The organism is Pedobacter cryotolerans (genome assembly GCF_005116475.1).
Taxonomy (GTDB): domain Bacteria; phylum Bacteroidota; class Bacteroidia; order Sphingobacteriales; family Sphingobacteriaceae; genus Pedobacter; species Pedobacter cryotolerans.
This window is the reverse complement of record NZ_SWBO01000004.1, coordinates 57,866-80,227: the sequence shown is the minus strand read 5'-3', so window position 1 is coordinate 80,227 and position 22,362 is coordinate 57,866. Positions and strand designations below refer to the sequence as shown.

Below are 22,362 nucleotides of genomic sequence, written 5' to 3'. Positions count from 1 at the left end.
TTACCCTCCACATGAAAGAATTTTTTAAATATGTTTTTGCTACCGTTGTTGGTATTGTAATTTCAACTTTTGTTATCGCAATTTTATTCTTTGTAATTATTGTAGGTTCTATAGCTTCTATGGGCGATGATGAAACAACAGTTGTAAAAGCCAATACCGTATTATTTTTAGATTTAGATCAAGCGATTACCGAACGCACACCCGAAAACTCACTTTCAGGAGTTCCGATTTTTGGTGGTTCTAGTGAGAAAAGTATTGGTTTTAATGATTTAGCAAAAGCATTAAAAAAAGCGGAAACGGATGATAATATTGAATGTGTTTACATTAATGTTACTGCTCCAAATGCTGGTATGGCCACCATGTTAGAAGTGAGAAATGCAATCATCGAATTTCAAAAATCAAAAAAACCTGTTATCGCTTATAGCGAAATATATACCCAAGGAGCTTACTACTTAGCATCTGCAGCCGATAAGGTTTATTTAAATCCGCAAGGTGCATTAGAATTTAAAGGCTTTAGCTCTGAGTTGATGTTTTTTAAAGGCGCTTTAGATAAATTAGGTATCGAAGCTCAAATTATTCGTGTTGGCGATTATAAAAGTGCAGTTGAGCCATTTATAAACACAAAAATGAGCGATTACAATAGAAAGCAAGTTACTGCTTATGTTTCTGGTTTATATCAAACATTTTTAAATGGTATTGCTGAAACTAGAAAAATTAATAGAGACAGTCTGTTTGCAATAGCTGATACTTACAAAATTAGACAACCAAAAGATGCTTTAACCTATAAAATGGTTGATGGATTAAAATATAAAGATGAAGTATTGGATGAATTTAGAAACATCACAGGAAAAGATAAAAAAAGCAATTTAAATACTATCAGCATTAATGATTACGCTAAAAATTTACCTTCTGAAACCTCAGCGGGTAAAGATAAGGTTGCTGTAATTTATGCCAATGGCGATATTGTTGGTGGCGAAGGTTCTGATGAGCAAATTGGTTCTGAAAGAATATCGAGAGCAATTAGAAAAGCTAGGTTAGATGAGAATGTGAAAGCGATTGTAATTCGTGTAAATTCTGGTGGTGGTAGTGCTTTGGCTTCTGATGTAATTTGGCGTGAAGTAGTATTGAGTAAAAAGATAAAACCTGTTATCGCATCATTTGGTGATGTTGCCGCATCTGGCGGATATTATATTGGTTGTGCCGCTGATAGTATTTTTGTACAACCAAATACCATAACTGGATCTATTGGCGTATTTGGTATCATTCCAAATTTCCAGAATTTATTGACTAACAAATTAGGTGTTACTTTTGATGGTGTAAAAACTGGTCAATATGCTGATATTATGAGTGTAAATAGACCACTTACTGCAGGTGAGCGCTTCATTATACAAAATGATGTAAACCATGTTTACGATACTTTTTTAACTCGAGTTGCTGATGGTCGTAAAAAAACAAAAGCACAAGTTGATAGTGTTGGTGGCGGACATGTTTGGGTAGGTACAGATGCCGTTAAAATTGGCTTGGCAGACCGTTTAGGAAGCTTTAATGATGCCGTAAAATCTGCAGCTAAAAAAGCCAAACTAAAAGATTATAAAGTAGTTGAATATCCAGAAAAAATTGATCCATTTAAAGCTTTCTTTTCAAACGCTAAAGATAATATGAGCACTTACTTCACTAAAAAAGAACTCGGAGAGCATTATTTAATCTATAAACAAATGCAGAAAGCCATTACAAATTCTGGCATACAAGCAAGAATGGATTACGAAATTAAGATAAAGTAAAAGATTTAGGTTATGCGTATGGCGTTGAGCGAACCGTCTCCATACGCCAAACACGATACGCCCAACTATTATAATGGAAAACAAACCAATATCACGCTCTTTACGCTTGCTATCGCAACTAATGGAGTTGCATGGAGAAAATCCTTTTAAAATTAAATCTGTTGCAAATGCGGCATTAAAAATAGATAAGTTGCCATTTGCTATTGCGCAAAAACCTGTGGCGGATATTGATAAAATTGATGGGATTGGAAAAAGTATTGCGGCTAAAATCATCGAGCTTTTAGCAACTGGAACCATACAAGAGTTAGAAGATATTTTACTTCAAACTCCGCCAGGTGTAGTTGAAATGCTTGGTATCAAAGGTATTGGTCCAAAAAAAATTGCCACCATTTGGCACGATTTACAGATTGAAAACATAGGTGAGCTATATTATGCTTGCAACGAAAACCGCTTAATTGAAGCCAAAGGTTTTGGTTTAAAAACTCAAGAAGAAATAAAAAAAAATATTGAGTTTAAAATGGCCGCTAATGGCAAATTTTTATATACACATGTAGAAGGAACTATAAATCAGCTCTATACAGATTTATCTGTTTGGCTAAACAAAGTTGATCATCATTCTTTATTTGGCATAGCTGGCGATTTTAGGCGTTTAAATGAAATAATTGAAGAAGCTGTTTATGTGATTGGAACTGACGATATTGCAGCAGTTTCAAATCAAATTTTAACTTTTAATGCGTTAACTTTTAAAGATATTGATGAAAATACATTTACATCACATACCGAAAATGGTTTACACATTAGGGTTTTCGTTGTAGCTAAAGCAGATTTCTATCTACACTATTTTACTCAAACTGGCCATAAAACACACGTGCTAGAAGTTTTAAAATTAGCCGGAAATGGGCCATTTAAAACAGAAGAAGAAATTTACAGCAAAGCAGGATTAGATTTTATTTTACCTGAATTACGTGAAGGTTTAAATGAAATTGAATTGGCTAAAAATCATCAATTACCCAACTTAATTAAACTTGAAGATTTAAAAGGAAGTTTGCACAACCACTCTGATTGGAGTGATGGGGAACATACTTTAGAAGAGATGGCGTTATATTGCAAAAACGAATTAAAACTCGAATATCTAGGCATTTGCGATCACTCTAAATCTGCTTTTTATGCTAAAGGTTTAAATGAGCAAAGGGTGTATGCACAGCATCAACAAATTGATGAGTTGAATGCTAAGCTTGCACCCTTTAAAATATTTAAAGGTATTGAAAGCGACATTTTGTATGATGGCTCACTAGATTACAGCGATGATATTTTAAAAACATTTGATTTTGTGGTAGCATCTGTTCATAGTCAGTTAAAAATGACTGAAGAGAAAGCAACATCGAGATTAATTAAAGCGATAGAAAATCCTTATACAACAATATTAGGTCATCCCACTGGGAGATTATTATTAACTAGAAAAGGCTACGAAATTGATTTTAAAAAAGTAATCGATGCCTGTGCTGCAAATAATGTTGTCATTGAAATTAATGCTAACCCACTTCGTTTAGATTTAGATTGGCGTTGGCATCGCTATGCGTTAGATAAAGGAGTTTTACTGGCAATAAATCCAGATGCACACCGAAAAGAAGGTTTTCACGACATGCGTTTTGGAACAATGGTAGCCAGAAAAGGAGGTTTAACAGCACATAAATGTTTAAATTCTTTTTCTTTAAGTGAGATCGAAACCTATTTTACTAACAAAAAGCAGAGTTAAGCTTATCAAAGCATAAATCGTATATTTGCGTTACACATGAATACGTTAGCAGAAAAATTATTACAATTAAGTTCTAGCAAGCCTGCTCCGCAAATACTGGTTATTGGCGATTTAATGCTTGATCATTATATATTTGGCTCAGCAAATCGCTTATCTCCAGAAGCTCCTGTGCCCATTTTAAATGTAAAAAAAGAAACAAAAATTGTTGGTGGTGCAGCAAATGTAGCCTGCAATTTAATTTCACTTGGTGCTCATGTTTTTTTAGCCGGAATTGTTGGCAATGACAATTTTGGAAACGAAATTATTGATATTTTAGCCACACAGCAAATCGACACTTCACATATTATAAAGGATGCATCAAGGCAAACAACTATTAAAACTAGAGTTGTTGCTGGCAACCATCAAATAGTGAGAATAGATTACGAAGACACCCACCCAATTGATGATGTAGTTGAGGCGAAATTTTTATCTGACATAAATTCGGTTATTAAACAAGCTGATATTGTTGTACTTTCTGATTACAACAAAGGCTTACTTACGCCTTACCTTTGTGCTCAAATTATAAAATTTTGTAAAGCGTTAGATAAAAAAGTAATTGTTGATCCGAAAGGCTTGGATTATACCAAGTATGAAGGAGCGTTTATCATTAAACCCAACCGTAAAGAACTAGCAGAAGCTGCAAAAATAGAAAAAATAAACAATGATATTGATTTGGTAGCAGCTGCAAATAAATTATTAGCGCAAACAAATGCTAGTTATTTAATTGTTACGTTATCAGAAAATGGGATTGCTATTGTAGCTAAAGATTATCATCAAATTATACCAGTAGCTGCTACAGAAGTTTTTGATGTTACTGGTGCAGGTGATACGGTAATTGCTACTTTAGCCTATTGTATTTCAATGGGTTTAACCGTTGAGGAAGCTTCGGCAATTGCAAATTATGCAGCAGCCATAGTAATTAAATATATTGGCAGTGCAACCACTACAACTGAAGAAATAATTTCTGCAATAAAAGCAAAAAACTAATGGTATTAGAAGAGTTAAATCATCATCAAAATACGATAGCAAAAGTTATTGAAAGGCTAGTTCCCGATATAGAAACGAGTTGCAAAATGATTAATGAAACTTTGCTTACTGGCGGAAAAATTTTACTTGCTGGTAATGGCGGTAGCGCCGCAGATGCACAACATATTGCCGCAGAGTTAACTGGCAGATATGTAAAAGAACGAAAAGCTTTACCTGCAATTGCTTTAACTGTAGATACATCAGCATTAACCGCAATAAGTAATGATTATGGTTACGAAAGCGTGTTTTCTAGACAAATAGAGGCATTAGCAAACCCTAATGATTTGTTTATTGGTATTTCTACAAGTGGCAATAGCGCTAATATTTTAAAGTCTCTTGCAAGCGCAAAAGCAATTGGTTGCAAAACTATCGGCTTATCTGGAAGAGATGGTGGTAAAATGAATAATTTGTGTGACATTAACATTATAATACCAGATGATGTTACGGCTCGTATTCAGGAAATGCACATCCTGATTGGGCATATATTTTGTAAATCGGTAGACGAACAATTTTAAAGTTAATGTCAGTGGAGAAGAACGCGATAACGCAAAAAATATTTTCTTTACCAGTTTTGTTAATTCAAATTGAGGACTGGAAAAAAAAAGGTGAGAAAATAGTTTTCACCAATGGTTGTTTTGATTTAATTCACCCTGGTCATCTCTCCTATTTATTAGAAGCTGCCAATCTTGGAGATAAATTGATAATTGGTGTTAATACAGATCGTTCTGTTAGAAAAATTAAGGGCGAAGAAAGACCAATTAACAACCAACAAAGCAGACTGCAATTATTGGCAGCACTATTTTTTGTTGATGCAGTGGTATTATTTGATGAACCAACACCAGCTGATTTAATAAAAGCTATAAAACCACATATTTTAGTAAAAGGTGGTGATTATAAAATTGAGGATATTGTTGGCGCAAAAGAAACAATAGAGCGAGGTGGAGCAGTGAAAGTTTTAAACTTTTTACCAGGTTATTCATCTACACATATCATCGAAAAAATAAAACAGCTTTAATCAAACTGCTATTATATTGAAAGAGCCTAGCAAAATCCTCGTTATTAGATTTAGTTCAATTGGAGATATTATTTATACCACTCCTGTTGTACGCTCTTTAAAAAAAAGGTTTCCTAACGCCGAAATCTGCTTTTTAACTAAACCTGCTTTTAAATATCTCTATCAAAATAATCCTTACCTCAGCAAACTGTATTTATTAGAACCAAAACTTTTAGACACAGTAAAAATTATTAAGGATGAAAAATTTGATCTAATAATTGATTTACACAACAATTTACGTACTTCAATAATTAAACTGTTAACTCAAATCCCTGCATTAACGTATAAAAAAGAGCGATTAAAAAAGTGGCTCGCGTTAAAGTTAAAGTTAAAAAGCTTCACCCCTAACAAACACTTGGTAGATAGATATTTAGAGACTGTTAAGTCTTTAGACGTAGTAAATGATGGTAATCCTGTAGATTATTTTTTAGGGAAAGAATATCAGTTGGATCAATTTTTACCTGCTACTCATCAAAATTATGTGGCTTTTATTATTGGTGCAACTCATTTTACTAAAAGACTACCCAATCTTAAAATTATAGAAATTTGTAAGGGCATTAAACAGCCAATTGTTTTAGTTGGTGGTAAAGATGTAAAAGCAAATGCCGATTTAATTTCAGCTGCTGTTGGCAATCAAGTTGTTAATTTATGTGGAGCAGTTAATTTAGATGAATCTATTTTTATTCTTTCAAAAGCTGAGAAAGTGATTGGGTTTGATACAGGTTTAACTCATATTTCTGGAGCTTTTGATAAACCTTTGGTTTCTATTTGGGGCGGCACTACGCCAGAATTATTAGGCGTACAACCCTACCACATTTCTAATTCTTATATGGCAAGTGTAGATTTACCTTGCAGACCGTGTTCAAAATTCGGGTTAGAAAAATGCCCATTGGGTCATTTCAAATGCATGGAAAACATTCATACAGAAAGTATTGTTAATTATGTGAATAAGGAGCAATTATGAAACAATTAATCATCGTAAGGCACGCAAAATCTGATTGGGGAAATTTAGATTTAAAAGACTTTGATAGACCTTTAAATAAAAGAGGTAAAACAAATGCCCCAGAAATGGCGCATAGATTGGTGAAGAAAAACATCAAACCTCAGTTGATAGTGAGTAGTCCGGCGTTGAGGGCAATAACTACAGCTAAATTTTTTGCTGATACTTGGCAAATGCCATTAGCCGAAATACAAGAAGAATCAAATATTTACGAAGCTAATGTAAATACCTTACTAAAAGTAATTAACAAGTTCGATAATAGATTTGATCAGATTGCCATGTTTGGCCATAATCCTGGTTTAACAGACTTGGTGAATTATTTAGATGGTCATATTTATGAAATGCCTACTTGTGGCGTGGTTATCTTAGAATTTCCATTTGATGATTGGACTATGATTAGTGAAGGAACTGCGAAGGTGCTTTTGTTTGACTATCCTAAAAATGGTGATGATTGAGGGGATATTACCAAAAATTATTCAACTTTATGATAAATGTGGCGTAAGTTTTACTGAATTTAATAAGCAAAAAGAAAGCATTGAATATGATGCTTGTACTTTTAAACTAAACGGTAAATCAGTTATTTGTCGCACTGCGAAAATTACCCCTACCAAAATAGGGCAATTTGTAACTGTTTGGAAAAGAAGTGAAAATGGAATAACGATTCCTTTTAACATCAATGATAATTTTGACTTCTTCGTTATTACCACTTTAAATGGGAAACTATTTGGGCAATTTATTTTCCCGAAATCAGTGTTACTTGCAAAAGGAGTTATTTCTGGGGAAAATTCCGCTGGAAAAAGAGGAATTAGGGTTTATCCACCTTGGGATTTGACGACTAGTAAACAAGCTCAAAAAACTCAGCATTGGCAATTAGCTTATTTTGTAAATTTCGATGATGACTATCCAGCCCTCATTAAAAAATTATTAAAATAAAAAAGAGAAACTTATTGCTAAATTTCTCTCCGATATCTCTCCGAAAAAATCGGAGCAAGCTCTCGTTACGCTACGTTCGATATGACGATTTCTGCAAAGTTAAAACCTCAAATGCTTCACTGTAGCACCACCATTAATCAATTGTTTTAATGAATCTATTCCAATTTTTAAGTGACTATCTACATAATTTGTAGTTACCGAACTATCGCTCTCTGCAGTTTTCACACCTTCTGGTATCATCGGCTGATCTGAAACTAGTAACAAAGCACCAGTTGGAATTTTATTAGCAAAACCAGTAGTAAATATGGTTGCAGTTTCCATATCAACCGCCATTGCACGTAAAGTTTTTAAATACTTTTTAAATTCTTTGTCGTGCTCCCAAACACGGCGGTTAGTTGTGTAGCAAGTTCCTGTCCAATAATCTCTAGAATGATCTCTGATAGTGGTAGAAATTGCTTTTTGTAAGGCGAAGGCAGGTAAAGCCGGAACTTCAGCCGGTAAATAATCGTTTGATGTACCTTCCCCTCTAATAGCAGCTATTGGTAAAATTAAATCGCCCAATTGATTTTTCTTTTTTAAACCACCACATTTTCCCAAAAACAAAACTGCTTTTGGACTAATTGCAGTTAATAAATCCATCATAGTAGCTGCCATTGCACTACCCATACCAAAATTAATGATAGTTATTCCATTAGCTGTTACGCTTTGCATGGGCTTATCTAAACCCATAATTGGTGCATTATCATTCCATTCAGAAAACATCGTTAAATATTTACTGAAATTTGTTAATAATATATATTTTCCGAAATCCTCCAAAGGTCTGCCTGTATAACGAGGCAACCAATTCTTCACAATTTCTTCTTTAGATTTTAAGCCAGATTTTACTGGAGATTCTACTTCTTTAACTTTTTTAGCTTTTGCTACAATTTTTTCATCTTGTTTTACTTCTTTTTCTTCGTTCATATTTTGTACTCCTTTTTATAAATATATTAAAATTAAATTGTTTTGGCTAATGGTCAATGGACTATAGACCATGGACAATTAGCCATAGGCTACTAACCAAAAGGTTAAAAAAAATCCCCTAGATTTTCTAGAGGATTATAATTTTATGCTGCTTTCAACTTCTTAAAGTCTGCCTTTTCAAATTTCTCGATGGCATAATCTAAGGTAATATGCAACTCTTTTACTGTATCGTCTGATGGTGTGTCATACATCGCATCGAGCATGATGGCTTCGCAAATGCTACGTAAACCTCTGGCACCCAATTTATACTCCATTGCTTTGTTTACAATGAAGTCTAACACATCATCGTCAAAAACTAATTTCACATCCTCATATTCAAACAGCTTGGTGTATTGTCTCATCAATGAATTTTTAGGTTCAGTAAGGATATTTCTCAAAGCTTGGATATCTAACGGATTTAAATGTGTTAAAACTGGCACACGACCAATCAACTCTGGAATTAAACCAAATGCCTTTAAATCTTGAGGGGTGATGTATTTGTACAGATTTTTTAAATCTAAATCTACTTCATCTTTTTTAACCTTATACCCCACTGCTTGTGTACGTAGGCGATTGGCGATTTTACGTTCGATACCATCAAAAGCTCCACCACAAATAAATAAAATGTTATTCGTATTAACAGGGATCATTTTTTGGTCAGGATGTTTTCTTCCACCCTGTGGCGGCACATTTACAACGGTTCCTTCTAAAATTTTAAGTAAGGCTTGTTGTACACCTTCACCAGATACATCTCTGGTAATTGATGGGTTGTCGCTTTTGCGGGCAACTTTATCTACCTCATCAATGTATACAATTCCACGTTCTGCCGATGCAACATCGTAATCTGCAGCTTGCAATAAACGTGTTAAAATACTTTCTACATCTTCACCAACATAACCAGCTTCGGTTAAAACGGTTGCATCCACAATACAAAAAGGAACATGCAGAATTTTGGCAATGGTTTTAGCCAATAAAGTTTTACCAGTTCCGGTTTCACCAACCAACATGATGTTAGATTTTTCAATCTCAACCTCATCTTTATCTATTTTTTGGCTTAAACGCTTGTAATGATTGTATACAGCTACAGAAAGCACTTTCTTAGCATCATCCTGCCCAATTACATATTGATCTATGTGTGCTTTAATTTCTGCTGGCTTTAATAAAGTAAATGAATCATCAAATGCTTTACCTTTTTTACCACCAAGCTCTTGTGCCAATAAAACATTTGCTTGCGTTACACATTTATCGCAAATGTATGCGTCCATTCCCTCAATAAGCATTAATGTTTCTTGCTTAGGAGAGTTGCAAAAAGAGCAACGTGAATCTTTATTTTGTTTAGCCATTTTTTTCAGTTTACAATTAACAGTTTTCAATTAACAGTTTGGAACTGTAAGCTGAAAACTGCCAACTGAATTATTTTTTAGTTGATCCTAACACTTCATCAATCATACCAAAGCTTTTCGCTTCGTCTGCTTTCATCCAGTAATCACGATCAGAAGCTTTTTCTACCCAATCATAAGTTTGACCAGAATGTTTAGAAATGATATCGTATAATTCTTTTTTCAATTTCAACATCTCTCTCAAGTTGATTTCCATATCTGAAGCAACTCCTTGTGCACCACCAGATGGTTGGTGTATCATTACTCTTGAGTGTGTTAAAGCAGCGCGTTTACCTTCGGCACCTGCAACCAATAAAACCGCACCCATAGATGCTGCCATACCAGTACAAATTGTTGCCACATCTGGTGTGATGTACTGCATGGTATCGTAAATACCTAAACCTGCGTACACAGAACCACCTGGAGAGTTGATGTAAATTTGGATATCTCTATGTGCATCAGTTGATTGCAAGAACAACAATTGCGCTTGAATGATGTTTGCATTGCCATCATAAATTGCATCACCTAAAAAGATGATACGATCCATCATTAAACGTGAAAACACATCCATTTGAGCAACATTTAACTGGCGCTCTTCGATAATATATGGAGTCATCGATTTTGGAGAATTGTTTGTAGCTCCAATAAAACGATCAACATTTAAACCGTTAATTCTATGATGTTTAACAGCGTATTTTCTAAATTCGTCTTTATCTATTTTCATGTCAGGGTTAAGGGTTTAGCGTTTGGGGCTAAGCGTATTAGATGCAAACCCCTCACAATTATCTATTTTAATAAATATTTCCTAAGATTAGTTAATTTCCGTGCCAATTTATCTAATTCTTCTAGATATTGAATTAACTCAATGTCAGAAATTAATTTTCTTCTTTCCAATACTACTAAAATATTTGCATTTTCAAATGCAGATCGATGTGCAATATTCAGATAATGAGCAAATTCCTTGTTTGAAGATGATCCTGAACCTTCAGCAATATTGTTAGATATGCTAAGAGCAGCCCCATTGAGCTGCTCTGCAAATCTATATTTTTTCATATCTGACAAACGGTCAGCTATGTCAAGTAGTTTGTCTGTTAGAGTTATAGATAACTGCCAAACTTCTAATGATTGAAATTTAAATTGAGCCATTTTCAAAATAATTAAGTTGAAAACGATAGGGACTCTTTTTATCTCTCTGCAAAACGCTAAACTCCAATCGCTTAACGCTAATCGCTTTACTTCATCTCAACAAACTTCTTGTAGTCGATATCTTTTTGGTTTAAAGTGGCAACCGATTGGATGTGTTCAAAAACTTTCAAAGCTTTCACTTCATCAAAAATACGGTTTGCGTTTTCTTTTTCTTGCAAAAAGGTAGCCGTGTATTGTGCCAACTGATCTTCTGGCATTGGTTGCGGACTGTACATTCTAAACTGTGCATCTAAACGTTGTTTTGCAGTTTCGAAAACGTCTTTATACTCAATTTTGATCTCGTTATCAGTAATGATTTTGTTTTCAATCAAAGTCCACTTTAGGTTTTTTGCAAAATCTTCATAACCTTGCTCCAATTCCTCATCAGTTAATTTTTCGTTTGTAGCTTTTAACCACTTACGTAAAAACTCATTTGGCAATTGCATTTTGGTTTGTTCAGTTAACTGTGTGTAGATATCGTTTTGCAATTTACGATCAGCATCTTGCTTAAACATACTCTCAATCTCTTCAGTAATTTTAGCTCTAAAACCAGCTTCATCAGTTACCAAACCTTCACCAAAAATTTTGTCGTAAAACTCTTGGTTTAAATCAGACTCTTCTAAACGATTAACATTTTTGATAGTTACTTTAAATTTAGATTGTAAATCTTTTGCATCTTCTTCGCCAATGTTTAATAATTTTGCAATTACCGTCTCATTGCTATCAAAAGCTTTTTGTACATCAAGTTCTACAACATCATCTTTCTTTAAACCAACTAAAGTTTTTAAGATTTTTTTGTCAGTTACTAAATCTAAACGAATAGATCCAGTTGCGGCAATACCACCTTCAAAAACTTCACCATCTGGAGATAGTTGAGCCAAATCTGCATATAAAACATCACCTTCGGCAGCAACCTCAGGGTTTGTCATTTTACCATAACTCTTACGAATGTTTTTAATACGAGCTTCTAACGTTTCTTCATCAGCTTTAACATTGTAGGCTGTAAATTTATCTTTTGAAGTAACTTCAATATCCACCTTTGGTGCTAAACCTAATTCGTAGTTAAACTCAAACTCATCAGTATTATCCCATTTAAATTCTTTAGTATCATCCATTACAGGCAACGGCTGACCTAAAATTTCAACCTTGTTATCAGCTAAATATTTAGTTAAGTTTTCACTCAACATGTTGTTTATTTCTTCAACCAAAATGCTTTTGCCATACATTCTCTTCATGTGGGCAACCGGCACCATTCCTTTTCTAAAACCAGGGAGATTAGCTTTTTTTGCTTGTTCTTTCAAAGCTTTTTCTACTTTTGGGCTATAATCTTCTGGTGCGATAGTAATTTTTACTACTGCGTTTAAGTCATCAATTTTTTCTTGTGTAATATTCATTTCTATCTAGATATGAGATATGAGTATTGAGATTTGAGATTAATTTCTCTAGCTCAAACAACACATCGATTTATTTTTTAGTTCTTATCAATGTCTTTTTAAAAATAAAGCCGTCCCGAATAAACGGAACGGCTTCAGGTATTGTGCGGATGAAGGGACTCGAACCCCCACGCCGTGAAGCGCCAGATCCTAAGTCTGGTGCGGCTACCAATTACGCCACATCCGCAGTTAGGATTTATTTTGGATTGCAAAGATAGCGTTTTGCATCAATAAACAAAATTATGAAGATTTATTTTTAGTTATTATTATAAGGTTGGAATGTTGAAAAGTTGGAATGTTTTGACTAACCAAAGCATCATACTCCTATCTTATTAATAGTGAGGGATTAAGGACTGGAAAAGCAATTGCAGTAAATCTATCAAGGCTAGTCGGGCTTTTTGCTGAAATCTTTTTAATTGCCCTTCGACTACGCTCAGGGTGACAATTAAAAAGTATTTTCGCTTCAATCCCGTTTAGATAACTTTTGGCTGTGCAACTATTTAGGGCTGCAAATCGCCAAAAGCCAGTGCCTTTGTAAAATAAACCTTATTGAAATGGAAAGCCTCATTTTTTCAATGAGCTTGGAATGAAAAGAAGGGCTGAACCTAGCTAAGAACTACTCACATTCTTTTTCTAATTTCCGTCAGCTAAAGCAGACGGCAATGTTGAGCGAACTTGTTCCGATTTTACATCGGAAGCGAAATTCCGATTTTCGGGAAACTATTGACCCAATGAACCACCGACCTAATGAACCCCCAAATCATCTTGTAAATGAAAAAGGTAATTTACAGCTTTAACCAAACGACTACCGTACCAGCTAAACATTTCGCCATCTACCAGCATTATTTTGGCATTTGGCAAAACAGATTGAATTTCATCGATGTGTTTTTGCTTAAAAGGATAAGGTTCTGATGATAGAAATATCAATTGGCAGTTTTCAGTTTTCAGTTTGGAGAGTTCTATCTCAGGATATCTGCTTTGTTGAATGATGTTATTTAAGCCTATTTTCCTTAAAATATCATCAATAAATGTATTTTTGCCAGCAAACATGTATGGATCTTTCCAAATAAGGTAAGCAACTGTTTGATTGATGTTTTTTTCTACTGCCAAAGTTTGTAAATCTTTGAAACCAGCATTAATCAAATGATTTAAATAAGCAGCTTCTGGAGCTCTATCAACCAACTCTCCTATTTGATTTATGGTTAACATCGCTTCTTCCAAATTGCTAATATCGCTCATCCAAACCGGAAATTCTTGCATCAACAACTCTACTTCACTTTGTGTATTTTCTTCTTTATTGCCTATAATTAAATCGGGTTTTAAATCCCTAATTTTTTCAATCAGCAGTTTTTTTGTTCCACCAATTTTGGTTTTTGAGGCAAACTTTTCTATCGGATGAATGCAAAATTTAGTGATACCGATTACTTCATCAGCTAAGCCTAAATCGAACAGCAACTCAGTTTGCGAAGGCACAATAGACACTATCCTTTTAGGTGGATAGTTAATTGTAATTTTGTTACCAAGCTGATCTGTAAAGGTTTTTTGCATGGCACAAAGGTAAGGTTTAAGGTTGAGGGATGGAAAGTGAAAGGGATTAGAAACTTAAATTTTTCGCTTTACAATCATTACCTTTTCTGCAATCATTCAAGCCTAGTGGCTTTATCTTCCTTTATCACTCCATCTTCAATGGTTAAAATTCGGTTGCCATATTGCGCATTTTTTTCGGAGTGAGTTACTTGTACAATGGTTATTCCTTCTTCTTGATTTAACTTCTTGAATAAATCCATTATTTGCTCTGCTTGTGCAGATTGCAAGTTTCCGGTAGGTTCATCGGCTAAAATAATAGATGGTTGTGCTACCAAAGCTCTTGCTATACCTACCAGTTGCTGCTGACCGCCACTGAGTTGGTTGGGAAATAAATCTTTTTTAGCTACCATGTTAAAGCGATCCAACACATCCGCTATGCGACTTTTGCGCTCTGAACCTGGTATTTTTTTATACAACAATGGGGCTTCAATATTTTCAGCAACCGTCATTTCATCAATTAAATGGTAAGCCTGAAAAACAAACCCGATATGGTTGCGATACAACTCTATTCTTTGGCGTTCTTTCATGGCTGTAACATCTTCGCCCATAAAATGATATTCGCCATAAGTTGGTTCTTCGAGAAGTCCCAAAATATTTAACAAAGTTGATTTTCCGGCACCAGAAGGACCCATTATGGAAACAAATTCGCCTTGTTTTATACTTGTAGTAACGTGGCGAAGGATGTAACTTTTCACACCTTTATTTGCGTAATATTTTTCTATGTTTTTTATTTCGATCATTTTTTTGAGATTTGAGTATTGAGATATGAGATTTGAGACCACCCCTCCTTCAATACTATTTTAGCTTAATTATTCAAATTCTGTTCATTTAGCTTGTGCATACAAAACGCTCAGCTCTTTACGCCAATCTTCTTATTCATATTTCAATGCATCAATTGTGTTAACTTTTGCAGCTCGGTATGAACGTAAACTAACTGTAATTACGGTAATACCCATTGAAGCTATCATAGCAATTACGAAAGGCCAAACGTTCAATTCTGTTCTATATTGAAAGGTTGACAACCAATTGGATACAAAAATGTAAGCCACTGGCCAAGCTACTAAGTTTGCAATAAGTACCATCCATAAAAATGAGCTATTGAGCATTTTAACTAATTCTAAATTAGAAGCTCCCAAAACTTTGCGAATGGCAATTTCTTTTGTTCGTTGTGTTGCCACGAATGAAATTAAACCAAATAAGCCAATAAAAGAGATGAAAATAACTACACTAGCAAAAACCTTAAAAAGCGTTCCCATAATTTGTTCTGTTTCATAAAAACCCTTTAAGTTTTCGTCTAAGAAATTGCTTTCATAAACATAATCAGGGAAAGTTGAATTGAATGTACTTTCTATATTTTTCATGGCACTAGCTACTTCCTTCGTATCTAACTTTATAGCAACCGTACTATACCTTGTTTTTCTAGAGAAAATAGCGATTGGTGCAATGGCCTCGTGCAAAGAGTAATTATTAAAATCTTTTACAACCCCTACTATCGGCCCTGATGAGCCCCAAATTTTCATAATTTTCCCTATTGCATCTTCAGGCTTCATTATGTTTAATTTTTTTAGTAAAGTCTCATTTACTACAAATTCTTTAGTAGTATCACTTTTAGTAAATGCTTTACCAGCAAGAATTGTTAATCCAAATGTTTTAAAATATTCTTCGTCGCCAGATTTAACACTAATCTGAAAATCTGCTGATTTTGAGCTATTGTAGGTAAAACTGGTTTCGTTATTACTACCAGATGAGGGAGCACCCGCATTAAAACTGATGGTTTTTATACCATTCACTGCCAGTAACTTTTCTTTAAAACTATTATATTTCAGCTGACTTAAACTATCACCAGGCAAATCTACAATAGTTATTGCTTCGGTATCAAAGCCAAGAGACTTTTCACGAATAAAACTCATTTGTTTAATTACAACCAGCGTACTTACAATTAAAATTGCGGTAATGGCAAATTGTACAACTACCAAAGTTTTACGCAAACCAACTCCGCCAGCGTTTGCTGCAACTTTATTTTTAATAGCTAAAGCAGGGCTAAAGCCCGACATAATTAAAGCTGGGTAAAGTCCCGCAAGGAAACTTACAAAAACCAATAGACCAAATAAGAAAACAAAAATAATTGGGTGACCAAAAAGACTGAAAGAAACATCGCCGCCAAATAAATTTTCCATTTTTGGCAAGGTTAATTCTGCAAATACACATGCTAGCAGCAACGCTATAATTGTAATTATAGCCGTTTCGCTTAAAAATTGCCAAATTAATTGATTACGAGGGCTTCCCATTACTTTACGCACGCCAACTTCTTTGCTACGGCTAATTGCTTGTGCCGTTGCTAAATTGACAAAATTGATACATGCGGTTACCAACAAGAACAAACCGATAATACCTAAACCAATAATTTGGTTATAGGGAGTATTCTTTTGTGCAAAATTTCCATAATCTTCATTGTGATGAATATCTTCTAATGGTTGAAAAGTATGGTTTACCTTTCCTGGAGCATCTTTATCATTTTCATATTTATTAAGATGTTGTGCTAACGGTTTGGCTAAATCGCTTAAAGCAACACCATTTTTTAACAAAACATAACATTCAGAACCTGAAGAAACAGAACCCCATTCTTTCATGTTTCTATCGTTGAAACTTGCATAACTGAAGATAATCTCCAATGGAAAACTACTATTCTGCGGATTATCTTTAATTACTCCAGTTACTTTAAAATCTTTACTTGCATCTAAATTGATGCTATTACCAAGCGCTTTGTGCCAATCTCCAAAATATTTATTTGCTGTTTTTTCTGATAAAACTACTGTATTTGGAGCAGACAATGACTGATTTGGATTACCAGACAACCATTCATAATTAAAGATTTCAAAAAAAGAAGGCTCAGCATAAAAAACCGATTCCGAATCTTTTACTTCGGCTTTGCCTACTTGTGCTTTTGCCTTTATAATTCCACCACTCTGTTGTATGGCAGCAACTTTTTCGAATTGCGAAAAGTCGTTACGAAAAACCGCAGGCAAAGGCAATGGCGTACCTGAAGATGAAAATTCATTTCCATCTGTATATTTCCAAGAAGTTACTACACGATAAATTCTATCTCCGTTGACATAGTCTTTATCAAAACTCAATTGGTATCTCACAAAAATAAAAATGAGAATACAGCTAGCTAAGCCAATTGATAAACCGAATACATTGATTGCAGTATAGCCCTTGTATTTCCACAGGTTACGCAGAGCGATTTTGAGGTTGAGTTTAAACATCTTGTGAGATTTGAGATGTGAGGTATGAGATTTGAGACATAGTTGTATAAGTGAAAATTGAGAACTGAAAACTGATTTTATTCGTATTTAAGCGCATCTACAGGGTTTGCTTTTACGGCATTTCTGGCTTGTACGGTTACGGTTATAATGGTTAATAAAATGGTAATTAGTGCACTTAAAACAAAAGGTAAAATCGGAATATCTATGCGGTAGGCAAATGTTTCGAGCCACTTTTTGGTAAGGATATAGGCCAATGGCCATGAAATTAAATTGGCAATTAATACCATCACAAAAAATGATTTATTAATTAATTTAAAAATCTGCAAGTCGTTGGCGCCTAATATTTTTCGCATTGCGATTTCTTTAATTCTACCAGTGGTGATGTATTTTGCAAAAGCAAACAAGCCTAAAATAGCTATGAAAATGGTGAGTGATGCAGCTGCGAAAAATACAGACTGCAGCTGTTCTTGTTTTTTGAAGAGTTTGCCATACAGTTCATCCAAAAACTCGTATCTAAAATCTTCTCCATCTTTAGGGTTAATTTGAGACCATTGAGATTTGAGTGTAGCCAATACTTCTGCCATTCTGCTTTCTTCAATTTTAACCATAATCTGTGTTTTGTAATCTCCATGCGGATCATTAATGGTGTATATAGTTGGTTGAACGATACTCTCGAAACCCTGCGATTTAAAATCTTTTATTACACCTACTATTTTGTAATCGATACCGCTGCCTGTAATTGTTTGTCCGACAGGGTTTTTAAATCCATATTTTGCCACGGCACTTTCATTTATAACCGCAGAATTTACATTGTCTGTTTTAAATTTTTGAGAGAAAAAACGACCTTCTTTCAATTTGATATCTAAAGTTTCAAAATAATCAAATTCTACATTTACAAAATCGATATTTGCCGTGATACCATTTGCCGAATAACTATTTACTCCATTTGTACCGCCGGGTATATAGGTTGCCACGGTTGCCGACTTGACACCTGGAATGTTCATCATTTTTTCTCTAAGTGGCTCAAAACTAACTGAACCTAACTTCGAAGGATTATTGAATAATGTTAGATTTTTAATATAAACGACTTGGTTTGCGGTAAAACCAACATCTTGAGTTCGCATATATTTTAACTGCGAATTGATAGTTAGTAAGCTGATGATGAATACAACAGCAATACAAAATTGAAAAACCAGTAGACCGTTACGCAGCCAATAGCTTTGTTTACTGGTAGAAAAATTTCCTTTTAAAACCATCGCAGGTTTAAAACCCGAAAGTACCATGGCAGGGTAAATACCTGCAATAAATGTGATTACACATAAAATTAATGGTAACTGCCAAAACAGGCCATTATGAAAATGCCAAATAGATAATTGTACCTGAAACAAATGATTAAAACTAGGCAAAACCAACTCTGCCAACATTAGAGCTAATACTACTGCCACTAAACATTGCATAAAAATCTCGACCAAGAATTGTGTGGTGAGTTGGTAACGAAAAGCGCCCATTACTTTTTTAACGCCTACTTCTTTTCCTCGCTTGGCTGCTTGTGCAATGCTTAAATTGGTAAAATTAATACAAGCGATAACTAAAATTAAAATACCCAAAGTAGAAAGTGCAATTAATATTTTATACGCTGCATCGTTACCTGCTTTGGGCCTTAAATGTAAATTAGCTAAAGGATCTAAAAATGTAGAGATGCTTTTTACGTCAGTTACTTTATTGCTTTTTAATAATTCGGCTTTATAAAGATTGTTTATTTTTTGCTCTAAAAGTTCAACATCAGTTTCGGGTTTCAACTGTAAATAAATGGTGTAAGCATTCATATTATAGTTATCATTTTTACCTAATTCGCTAGCAATAGAAACACCATCAAATTTGAAATTAGAGTGTGTATTGTTTTTTATCGCACCCGCAATAGTACCTGTTATACCAGAATTACTCGCTCCAAATCCAACAATCTCTGGCTTATTATCTTTTTTATTTGGGAAAAGCGTTTTCATGCTTTCGGTACTTAAGTAAGTAAGTCTATCATCACCTTGTGGCCTTAATAAACCGCTGTTTGGTTTGATATTGAGTATTTTTGCGGCACTATAATCGGCCACCAAAATGTTTTTAGTAAAAAGTGTGTTGTTGCCATTTTTAATGGTCAATTCAAAAGAGCTGCCTGTAATTAAACCAGCCGATTCAACTTCCGGGAAATTTTGTTTAATCGCTGTAGCAAGTGGAGCGGCTACATAATTGGTTTTAAACTCAGGATAAGTTACGCCAACAACGTAAATATTATCATAGTTCGGATTTTCCTTATCAAAACTCGTTTCATAACTTGCATACATCATTACCAAAATAAAAGCAGCAAGCGCAATTGCCAATCCACCAATATTTATAGCAGTAATTCCTTTGTTTTTCCAAAGGTTACGCAGAGCGATTTTGAGGTTGAGTTTAAACATCTTGTGAGATTTGAGATGTAAGATATGAGATTTGAGACATAGTTGTATAAGTGAAAATTGAGAACTGAAAACTGATTTTACTCGTATTTAAGCGCATCTACAGGGTTTGCTTTAGCAACTTTAATAGATTGCATACTTACAGTTAATGCCGCAATTAATACAGATAACCCAATAGCAATTAAAAAAGGTAAAAATGAAATTGATATACGATATTCGTAAGCAGAAAGCCAATTATTAATTATAATGTAGGCAATTGGAAAAGCGATTATATTTGAAATGGCTACCAATTTGATAAAATCTTTGTTCAGCAAAGTGAGGATATTGCCTGTACTTGCTCCTAAAACTTTACGGATGCTGATTTCTTTTTTACGTTGCTCTGCCATAAACAAAGCCAAGCCTAATAGACCAAGAGATGAGATAAATATCGCGAAGCCGCCAAACCAATTAGAAAGTATACCTAAAAGACGCTCATCTTGAAATTTTTCTTCAAATGATTCGCTCACAAATCTTCTATCAACGGGGTAATTTGGATTGATATCTTTAACAATTGCATCAATTTGCGCCAAAGATGAACTGATATTTTTCGCTTCATTTAATCTAACCAAAATTACACCAATACTATTTTTAGCGGCAGGATAAAAAATCGTCGGTGCAACTTTTTGATAAGGGGATTCTACCACAAAATCTTTCATCACCCCTACAATTGTGCATTTTGTATCTCCATAATTTATCACCGTTCCTATCGGATTTTTTAGTCCCATGGCTTTTATCGCCGCCTCATTAAATATCACTTTATTAGAATCTGCCTTAAATTCTGGAGCAAATTCTCTGCCTTGTAGCATTTGACCCTCAATTGTATTGATAAAATCATAGCCAATACCTCTCTCATTAAAAAGTATGCTTTCCTTCGGATTAGATCCTGGCCACGAAACATTAGAGGTATTATTACCACCTTGATCTAAATCCATACTTAATGTTGATACTTGCTGAGCAGCGCCAGACTTTAGCAGTTGTTGTTTTAATAATTCTATTTTTTTTCTGTCTTGCAAACTTCCTTGAGCAGCCATTTGTATCAAGTTTCCTTTATTGTAACCTATCGGCTTAGCTTTAATAAAGTTTAACTGTTGGTAAATAACTACTGTACAAACTATTAAACAGCCAGCAAACACAAACTGAAACACTACCAAAACTTTACGAATAGAAAACGCAGAGCCCGCTTTTAACGAAAATCCCTTTAATACTTTAATAGGTTCAAAGGATGAAAGATAAAATGCAGGATAACTGCCAGCTATTAATCCTGTAAAAATTATCAATCCAACTAGCGTTAACCAATATTTATAATCGTTGTAATGAATAATAAGATTGATTTCTAGCAAATTATTAAAATACGGCAAACTAATTTCTAGCAAGATAAAAGCTATAACAGTACCTATAAAAGCCAAAAGTGTACTTTCTAAAATAAACTGAGAAATAAGTGCTTTTCTACTCGAACCAATTGCTTTACGAACACCAACTTCTTTAGCTCTCTTTTCTGAACGAGCGGTTGATAAGTTCATGAAATTAACACATGCAATTAAAAGTATACAAATAGCTAAAATCAAAAATATCCTCAACTGATCAATTTTGCCTCCAACTGGTCTGCCGTTTTCAAACTCATTGTACAAATGCCATTTAGCCAATGGGTGCAAAAACAATTCGTTGTCTGCATTTTTATCGTTTTGCGTATAAAAATTTTTGATGGTAGCATTAAATTGATCAATTGAGTTGGCATCTTTTAACTGCACTAATGTTAAGCAAAAATTGCTACCCCAACCTTGTTCTTTAATCCAGGTTTGCTTTTTCTCATACAATTTCCAAGGCATAATGTAATCGAATTTTAAGCTGCTGTTTTCTGGTAAATCGGCAATTATAGCTTCTACGGTTAGCGGTTCGGTATTATCAAACTTTACAGTTTTATTTATAGGATTTTCATTACCAAACAATTTTTGCGCTAAACTTTGGGTTAAAATAACAGCGTTGATGTTTTGTAATGCCTGGGCTTCGCTACCGCTTAAGAAATTAAACCCCAGAATTTTAACAAACGAAGGATCTGCAAATATCGCCCTGTTTTTAATCTTTTTTTCGCCATAACTAATCAAGCTAGGATAAGGATATGAAGACCTTGATGAGTTTACCACGTTGGCAAATTTCTCTTTTATGGCAGGAGCTAATAATCCTGGTGTCCAAGCCCAACTGTTTACTTTTCCATTAGCTTCCATGTTGGTGTAAGCCACAAATGTAGTATCGTAATTTTTGTTTGCTTTATCGAAGCCTAATTCGTAAACAATGTACAATAACAATATCATACAGCTTGCAATGCCAATGGCTAAGCCACCAATATTTATAAGTGAGAAACCTTTATTCTTCCAAAGGTTACGCAGTGCGATTTTTAAGTTGAGTTTGAACATTTTTATAGATTTGAGAAGTGAGAT

General features: G+C 34.3%; 18 protein-coding genes and 1 tRNA gene. 8 read left to right on the top strand and 11 right to left on the bottom strand.

Annotation, left to right across the window (positions count from 1 at the left end; genetic code table 11):
• Window positions 1-11 precede the first annotated feature (11 nt).
• The 8 genes from sppA (at window position 12) to FA045_RS08125 (ending at window position 7,589) form a co-directional block, all read left to right on the top strand.
• Window positions 12-1,781: a signal peptide peptidase SppA gene (gene sppA, locus FA045_RS08160; RefSeq protein ID WP_136876373.1), complete on the top strand. Its 1,770-nt coding sequence runs from the start codon at window positions 12-14 to the stop codon at window positions 1,779-1,781.
• Between the two features lie 73 nt (window positions 1,782-1,854).
• On the top strand, window positions 1,855-3,537 hold the full coding sequence (locus FA045_RS08155; protein WP_136876371.1) for a DNA polymerase/3'-5' exonuclease PolX: 1,683 nt from the start codon (window positions 1,855-1,857) through the stop codon (window positions 3,535-3,537).
• 36 nt (window positions 3,538-3,573) lie between these two features.
• On the top strand, window positions 3,574-4,563 hold the full coding sequence (rfaE1, locus tag FA045_RS08150; protein WP_136876369.1) for a D-glycero-beta-D-manno-heptose-7-phosphate kinase: 990 nt from the start codon (window positions 3,574-3,576) through the stop codon (window positions 4,561-4,563).
• A complete protein-coding gene (gene gmhA / locus FA045_RS08145) occupies window positions 4,563-5,117 on the top strand; it encodes a D-sedoheptulose 7-phosphate isomerase (protein ID WP_136876367.1) in 555 nt (184 codons plus the stop codon). The genes rfaE1 and gmhA overlap by 1 nt, the downstream gene beginning before the upstream one ends.
• A 5-nt stretch (window positions 5,118-5,122) precedes the next feature.
• Window positions 5,123-5,617 (top strand): D-glycero-beta-D-manno-heptose 1-phosphate adenylyltransferase, encoded by a 495-nt coding sequence (gene rfaE2 / locus FA045_RS08140; RefSeq protein WP_136876365.1) that lies wholly within the window; start codon window positions 5,123-5,125, stop codon window positions 5,615-5,617.
• Between the two features lie 16 nt (window positions 5,618-5,633).
• Window positions 5,634-6,620: a glycosyltransferase family 9 protein gene (locus tag FA045_RS08135; RefSeq protein ID WP_136876363.1), complete on the top strand. Its 987-nt coding sequence runs from the start codon at window positions 5,634-5,636 to the stop codon at window positions 6,618-6,620.
• Window positions 6,617-7,111 carry a SixA phosphatase family protein gene (locus FA045_RS08130; protein ID WP_225871302.1) on the top strand — a complete coding sequence of 165 codons (495 nt, stop codon included), beginning with the start codon at window positions 6,617-6,619 and terminating at the stop codon, window positions 7,109-7,111. Before FA045_RS08135 ends, FA045_RS08130 begins: the two co-directional genes overlap by 4 nt.
• A complete protein-coding gene (locus tag FA045_RS08125; RefSeq protein ID WP_205943125.1) occupies window positions 7,104-7,589 on the top strand; it encodes a MepB family protein in 486 nt (161 codons plus the stop codon). The genes FA045_RS08130 and FA045_RS08125 overlap by 8 nt, the downstream gene beginning before the upstream one ends.
• A gap of 99 nt (window positions 7,590-7,688) precedes the next feature.
• Here FA045_RS08125 and FA045_RS08120 read toward each other — a convergent pair whose 3' ends face one another.
• From FA045_RS08120 to FA045_RS08070, 11 genes are all read right to left on the bottom strand, one after another.
• Entirely contained in the window at window positions 7,689-8,552 is an 864-nt protein-coding gene (locus FA045_RS08120) for an AMP nucleosidase (RefSeq protein WP_205943124.1), read from the bottom strand.
• A 143-nt stretch (window positions 8,553-8,695) separates the two neighbouring features.
• Complete coding sequence (gene clpX, locus FA045_RS08115; RefSeq protein ID WP_136876357.1) at window positions 8,696-9,934, bottom strand: ATP-dependent Clp protease ATP-binding subunit ClpX; 1,239 nt, start codon at window positions 9,932-9,934, stop codon at window positions 8,696-8,698.
• Window positions 9,935-10,004: 70 nt separating this feature from the next.
• A complete protein-coding gene (gene clpP / locus FA045_RS08110) occupies window positions 10,005-10,694 on the bottom strand; it encodes an ATP-dependent Clp endopeptidase proteolytic subunit ClpP (RefSeq protein WP_136876355.1) in 690 nt (229 codons plus the stop codon).
• Between the two features lie 62 nt (window positions 10,695-10,756).
• A complete protein-coding gene (locus FA045_RS08105) occupies window positions 10,757-11,116 on the bottom strand; it encodes a four helix bundle protein (RefSeq protein WP_136876352.1) in 360 nt (119 codons plus the stop codon).
• Between the two features lie 86 nt (window positions 11,117-11,202).
• Entirely contained in the window at window positions 11,203-12,549 is a 1,347-nt protein-coding gene (gene tig, locus FA045_RS08100; protein ID WP_136876350.1) for a trigger factor, read from the bottom strand.
• Between the two features lie 144 nt (window positions 12,550-12,693).
• Window positions 12,694-12,775 (bottom strand) — tRNA-Leu (locus FA045_RS08095).
• Between the two features lie 557 nt (window positions 12,776-13,332).
• Window positions 13,333-14,136, bottom strand: coding sequence for an ABC transporter substrate-binding protein (locus FA045_RS08090; protein ID WP_136876348.1), 804 nt, complete (start codon window positions 14,134-14,136; stop codon window positions 13,333-13,335).
• A gap of 92 nt (window positions 14,137-14,228) precedes the next feature.
• A complete protein-coding gene (locus FA045_RS08085; RefSeq protein ID WP_136876346.1) occupies window positions 14,229-14,915 on the bottom strand; it encodes an ABC transporter ATP-binding protein in 687 nt (228 codons plus the stop codon).
• 132 nt (window positions 14,916-15,047) lie between these two features.
• On the bottom strand, window positions 15,048-17,441 hold the full coding sequence (locus FA045_RS08080; protein ID WP_136876344.1) for an ABC transporter permease: 2,394 nt from the start codon (window positions 17,439-17,441) through the stop codon (window positions 15,048-15,050).
• Between the two features lie 77 nt (window positions 17,442-17,518).
• Window positions 17,519-19,891 (bottom strand): ABC transporter permease, encoded by a 2,373-nt coding sequence (locus tag FA045_RS08075; RefSeq protein WP_136876342.1) that lies wholly within the window; start codon window positions 19,889-19,891, stop codon window positions 17,519-17,521.
• A 77-nt stretch (window positions 19,892-19,968) separates the two neighbouring features.
• The gene (locus tag FA045_RS08070; RefSeq protein WP_136876339.1) at window positions 19,969-22,338 is read right to left on the bottom strand and encodes an ABC transporter permease; all 2,370 of its coding nucleotides are present in this window, start codon (window positions 22,336-22,338) and stop codon (window positions 19,969-19,971) included.
• Window positions 22,339-22,362 lie beyond the last annotated feature (24 nt).